This is a genomic window from Streptomyces phyllanthi, from assembly GCF_009377205.1.
GTDB classification, from domain to species: Bacteria; Actinomycetota; Actinomycetes; order Streptomycetales; family Streptomycetaceae; genus Streptomyces; species Streptomyces phyllanthi.
Genome location: NZ_VJZE01000568.1, coordinates 1 through 5,048, shown reverse-complemented (window position 1 = coordinate 5,048; position 5,048 = coordinate 1). Strand labels below are relative to the sequence as shown.

The following is a 5,048-nucleotide window of genomic DNA, read 5'->3' as shown; positions in this document are numbered from 1 at the left end:
GTCCCTGCCCCCGCGCCCCCGCTTGCGCAGCCCCGAGGACGGCACGGCGAGGGATTCACGGCTGTCACGGCGGCCAGGGGCATGGCACGCTGGTTCCGTGACCGAGATTGACGCAAAGATCGATGCTCTCGTCCCCGCGTGGCTGACGCTCCCCGACATCGCCGAGATGTTCGACGTCGAGGTGACCCGCGTGCGGCAACTGGTCAAGGAGGGCCAGCTCATCGCCGTACGAAGGGGCGAGAACCGCGCACTGCACGTCCCCGCCGCCTTCATCGACGGGGACAAGGTCGTCAAGGGCCTGTCCGGCACCCTGACGCTCCTGAGGGACGACGGCTTCACGGTGGAAGAGATGCTGGAGTGGCTCTTCACTCCCGACCCGAGCCTCCCGGGCACCCCTGCCCAGGCTCTGAGCGAGAACCGCGGCACGGAGGTCAAGCGCCGCGCTCAGGCGCTCGCCGTCTGAGCCGGCGTCCTCCTCAGGCACGCGCCGTCGAACCGGCACACGCCTGAACCGACACTCGCCGTCCGGCGTACGGGCCGCGCGACGGGCTGCGGCCCGCAGCGGCCCGTACGCCACGTACACCGCGCCACGTACACCGCGCCACCGACACCGCGCCACCGACACCGCTCTGCCGTACGCCGCTCACACCGCCCGTGCCGCGGCCGTACGCCACCGACCACCTGGGGGAGCCACACCATGTCCGACACCGCCCGCCGGCAGCTCGCCGACGCCCGCGTCTACCTCTGCACGGACGCCCGCAAGCGCCAGGGCGACCTCGCGGAGTTCCTGGACGCGGTCCTGGCCGGAGGAGTCGACATCGTGCAGCTGCGCGACAAGGGTATGGAGGCCGCCGAGGAACTCGACCACCTCCAGGTCTTCGCCGAAGCCTGCCGACGGCACGGCAAACTCCTCGCCGTGAACGACCGCGCGGACGTCGCCCACGCCGTCCGCGCCGACGTCCTGCACCTGGGCCAGGGCGACCTCCCCGTCCCCGCCGCCCGCGCCATCCTGGGCGACGGCGTCCTGATGGGCCGCTCCACACACGCCGAGGCCGAGGCCGCCGCGGCCGCGGTGCAGGAAGGCGTGGACTACTTCTGCACGGGTCCCTGCTGGCCCACCCCCACCAAGCCCGGCCGTCACGCCCCCGGACTCGGCCTGGTCCGCCACACGGCGGCCCTCGCCACCGACCGCCCCTGGTTCGCCATCGGCGGCATCGACCTCGGCAATCTCGACGAGGTCCTCGACGCGGGCGCCCGCCGGGTGGTGGTCGTCCGCGCGATCACCGAGGCGGACGATCCCGGAGCGGCCGCGGCGGAGTTCGCGAAGCGGCTGCGCGCCGTCTGAGAGCGCTCTCCGTTCTTCGTCATTTCTCCACCAACTGTCCGAGGACTGGACACTGGATGGGCAAATGCGGCAAAAGACCTTGCCCCGGTTGGGCGACCGGCCCCACGTGGCTAACCTGCCGGTATGGCCCTAGGAACCGCCTCCACCAGGACTGACCGCGCACGTACCGTGCGTGACATGCTCGCCGCCGGGAAGACGACGTACTCGTTCGAGTTCTGGGCTCCCAAGACAGAGAAGGGCGAGCGGAACCTGTGGAACGCGCTCCGCCGGGTCGAGGCGGTCGCCCCCAGCTTCGTCTCCGTGACGTACGGGGCGGGCGGTTCCACGCGATCCGGAACGGTGAGGGCGACCGAGCAGATCGCCTCCGACACCACGCTGACCCCCGTCGCCCACCTCACCGCGGTCAACCACTCCATCGCCGAACTGCGCAACATCATCGGCCAGTACGCGGACGCCGGGATCCGCAACATGCTCGCGGTCCGCGGCGACCCGCCCGGCGACCCCATGGGCGAGTGGGTACCGCATCCGGACGGACTGACGTACGCGGCCGAACTCGTCCGGCTCATCAAGGAGTCGGGCGACTTCTGCGTGGGCGTCGCGGCCTTCCCCGAGATGCACCCGCGCTCGGAGCGCTGGGACACCGACGTCGCCCACTTCGTCGACAAGTGCCGCGCCGGTGCCGACTACGCGATCACGCAGATGTTCTTCCAGCCCGAGTCGTACCTGCGGCTGCGCGACAGCGTCGCGGCGGCCGGCTGTGAGACTCCGGTGATCCCGGAAGTCATGCCCGTAACGAGTGTGAAGATGCTGGAACGGTTGCCCCAGCTCAGTAACGCTTCGTTCCCTCCCGCCCTGAAAGAGCGGATCGTCACAGCCAAAGACGATCCGGCCGCTGTACGCTCCATTGGCATTGAGTTCGCGACGGAGTTCTGCGCGAGGCTGCTGGACGAGGGAGTCCCCGGACTGCACTTCATCACGCTCAACAACTCGACCGCGACACTGGAAATCTACGAGAATCTCGGTCTGCACCACCCAGCGCAGGCGTAAGGCCTGAGCCGCGTACGAACTAGGGCAGAGCGGCCACGGCCGCAGGGAGAGGGGCGTACATGGGCTGGACGGTCCTCTACATCGCGTTCGGCATCGTCGCGCTGTGGCTGCTCGGCGAGGTGCTGCTGCAGTACAAGGCGCGGCTGCGCTGGCGGCTGCTCGCCTTCGTCGGCTTCCTCGGTGTCGTCCTCGGTGTGCTGATCCCCTCCGTCGTCGTCATCGGCCTCGGCGCCGCCGCCTTCGCGGTCGGGCAGACCTACGTCACGCTGTCCTTCCGCCGCGGCTTCGCGGCCGGCTGGGCCGTCGGCAACCGCTCGCGCGAGGACGGCGGCAGCGGCGGTGGCAGCAAACGGCGCCGCGGTGAGCAGGAGCGTCAGGAGCCCACGCTGGAGGTCTCCGACCTCGAAGCGGGCCGGACCGGCGCGTACGGCCAGGACGCCGAGTACGACCGCGACGACGACAACGTCTTCAACCGCCGCTCGGGCTCCGCCGGGACCAACACGGTGTACTCGCCGCAGCCCCTGCCCGACGAGACCGGCACCTACGGCGTCTACAGCGACTCTGCCTACGCCGCCGCCACCGACCCGTCCTACGCGACGGCCGGCCAGTCCCAGGACCCGTCCTACGGGTACGACGGCTACTCCGGCTACGACCAGCAGCAGTACGGCTACGACCAGGGGCAGCAGCAGTACGCCGCCTACTCCGACCCGTACGCCGGCACGCAGTCCTACGGAGGCGGCTACGACACCTCCTCCTACGGCGGTCAGCAGGCGTACGGTCAGCAGGGCTACGGCCAGGACCAGTACGCCACCGGCACCTACGGTGAGACCCCGCCCGGCGGCGTCTGGGTGCCGCAGCAGCGCACCACCGACGATCCGCTCGACCCGTACAGCGGTGAACTGCCGCCGGAGCAGTCGTATCCGTACCAGGGGAACGGCCAGGGGAACGGGTACGACGAGCAGCAGTACCGTTTCTGAGGACTGGGCTGCAGGACCGTTTCTGGAAGCCGGGCCGACGAGCTGACCTGCGCTTCAAGGCCTACGGGCGCTGCGGAGGCCGGCTTCGGCCGTCCGGTGTCACTGGGAGCCCCGGAAGCCCGGCCCCTCCACGATCAGACCCGCGACCAGGGCCCCGGACATACCCGCGTGGGGCAGGCCGCCGCCGGGGTGCGCCCAGCCGCCGACCAGGTACAGCCCCGGAAGACGTGTGGTGTTCGCCGGGTGCAGGAAACGGCCGTCGGCAGCGGCGAGCGCGGGCTGGGGCAGGGCACCGTCCGCGGCGCCGGTCTCCTGCGTGGTGCTCTGCAGGGTGCGTACCTCACGCCATAGGAGCCGCTTCCGCAGTCCGGGCACGGCTGCCTCGGCCGCGGTGACGAGGAGGTCCGCGAACCGCTCGTCCGTGCGGTCGGCCGACCAGTCGATCTCGACCGGTGCCGCCGCGGACAGGACCACGGACTCGTGCTCGTCGTCCGGACGCAGAGCCGGGTCGTCCGGGCGCAGCACGGTCACCGTGGGACGCACCGGTTCGTCGGTGTCGGAGAGGTAGCTCACGAAGTCAAGCTCGGCCGTACGGTCCGGCGTGTGCACGATCGTGCGGTGCGCCGCACCGCTCTCGCGCCGCCCGCGCAGGGCCAGCAGCACGGTGAACCGCCCGGGCCGCGCCGACTCCCGGTCCGGGCGGACATCGCCGTCGTCCCGGAGCGGATGGTCCGTCAACCCGTGCAGCCGTACGGGGTCCAGACCCGCGACCACCTGGTCGGCCTCCGTGACCGTACCGTCGGCGAGCTCCAGTCCCGCCGCCCGTCCGTCCTTCTCGACGATGCCGGTGACCTCGGCCCCGAAGACGAACTCCACCCGGCGTGCCAGGCACCGCTCGTACACGGCCCGCGCCAACTCCCGTATCCCGCCCATGACGTACCAGGTGCCGAAGGCATGCTCCATGTACGGCAGCACGGCCGCGCTCGCCGGAGTGGTCCGGGGGTCGAGGCCGTACGCGAGCGCGTGGCCGTCCAAGAGGGCCGTGAGCCGGGGGTCGCGCAGCTCCCAGGCGGCGATCTCGTCGAGGGTGCGCGCGCGGTGGGTGCGCAGCAGCCGCTTGTGGGGGACCGCGGGGTAGGGCTCGCGCTCGGCGAGCACCCGCCAGTCCGGCCAGAGCGGCTCCTCGAGGAGCGGGCGGCGCGTCCTGTCCCAGGCCTCGCGGGCCCGCACCAGGAAGTCGCCCCAGCGGTCGCCCGCGCCCGAGCCGAGCGCCGTGTTCAGCGCGTCGACCACGCCCGCGCGGGAGGCGTTGGGCACCGAGATGGTCGTACCGTCCGGGAAGATGTGCCGGGACGCCGGGTCCACCTGGACCAGTTCGACGCACTCCTCCAGGGGCTGTTTGCCGGTCTTGACGAACAGGTCGCGGTAGACGGCGGGCAGGGGCAGCAGGGCGGGGCCGGTGTCGAAGGCGAAGCCGTCGCGCTCGAAGCGGGCCACGGCTCCGCCGTATGTCGCCGTGCGCTCGTACACCGCCACGCGGTGGCCCGCGACGGCCAGCCGGGCGGCGGCCGCCATCGCGCCCATCCCGGCGCCGATCACCGCGATCCGTCCCATGCGGGCGACTTTATCGGGCGGTGGGGATTCGCCCCCGCCGCCCCTACCCGTTCCCATCCCTTCCC

General features: G+C 71.6%; 5 protein-coding genes. 4 read left to right on the top strand and 1 reads right to left on the bottom strand.

What is annotated here, in order from left to right; translation table 11 throughout:
- Positions 1–97: 97 nt before the first annotated feature.
- From FNH04_RS41010 to FNH04_RS40995, 4 genes are all read left to right on the top strand, one after another.
- On the top strand, positions 98–463 hold the full coding sequence (locus FNH04_RS41010; RefSeq protein ID WP_322725344.1) for an Rv2175c family DNA-binding protein: 366 nt from the start codon (positions 98–100) through the stop codon (positions 461–463).
- 234 nt (positions 464–697) lie between these two features.
- On the top strand, positions 698–1,345 hold the full coding sequence (gene thiE, locus FNH04_RS41005) for a thiamine phosphate synthase (protein WP_152791271.1): 648 nt from the start codon (positions 698–700) through the stop codon (positions 1,343–1,345).
- A 123-nt stretch (positions 1,346–1,468) separates the two neighbouring features.
- Positions 1,469–2,392 carry a methylenetetrahydrofolate reductase [NAD(P)H] gene (gene metF / locus FNH04_RS41000; RefSeq protein WP_152791270.1) on the top strand — a complete coding sequence of 308 codons (924 nt, stop codon included), beginning with the start codon at positions 1,469–1,471 and terminating at the stop codon, positions 2,390–2,392.
- Positions 2,393–2,451: 59 nt separating this feature from the next.
- Positions 2,452–3,369: an SCO2102 family sporulation regulator gene (locus FNH04_RS40995; RefSeq protein WP_152791269.1), complete on the top strand. Its 918-nt coding sequence runs from the start codon at positions 2,452–2,454 to the stop codon at positions 3,367–3,369.
- Between the two features lie 99 nt (positions 3,370–3,468).
- Here the strand turns inward: FNH04_RS40995 and FNH04_RS40990 are convergent, their stop codons facing one another.
- Positions 3,469–4,983 carry a phytoene desaturase family protein gene (locus FNH04_RS40990; RefSeq protein ID WP_152791268.1) on the bottom strand — a complete coding sequence of 505 codons (1,515 nt, stop codon included), beginning with the start codon at positions 4,981–4,983 and terminating at the stop codon, positions 3,469–3,471.
- Positions 4,984–5,048 lie beyond the last annotated feature (65 nt).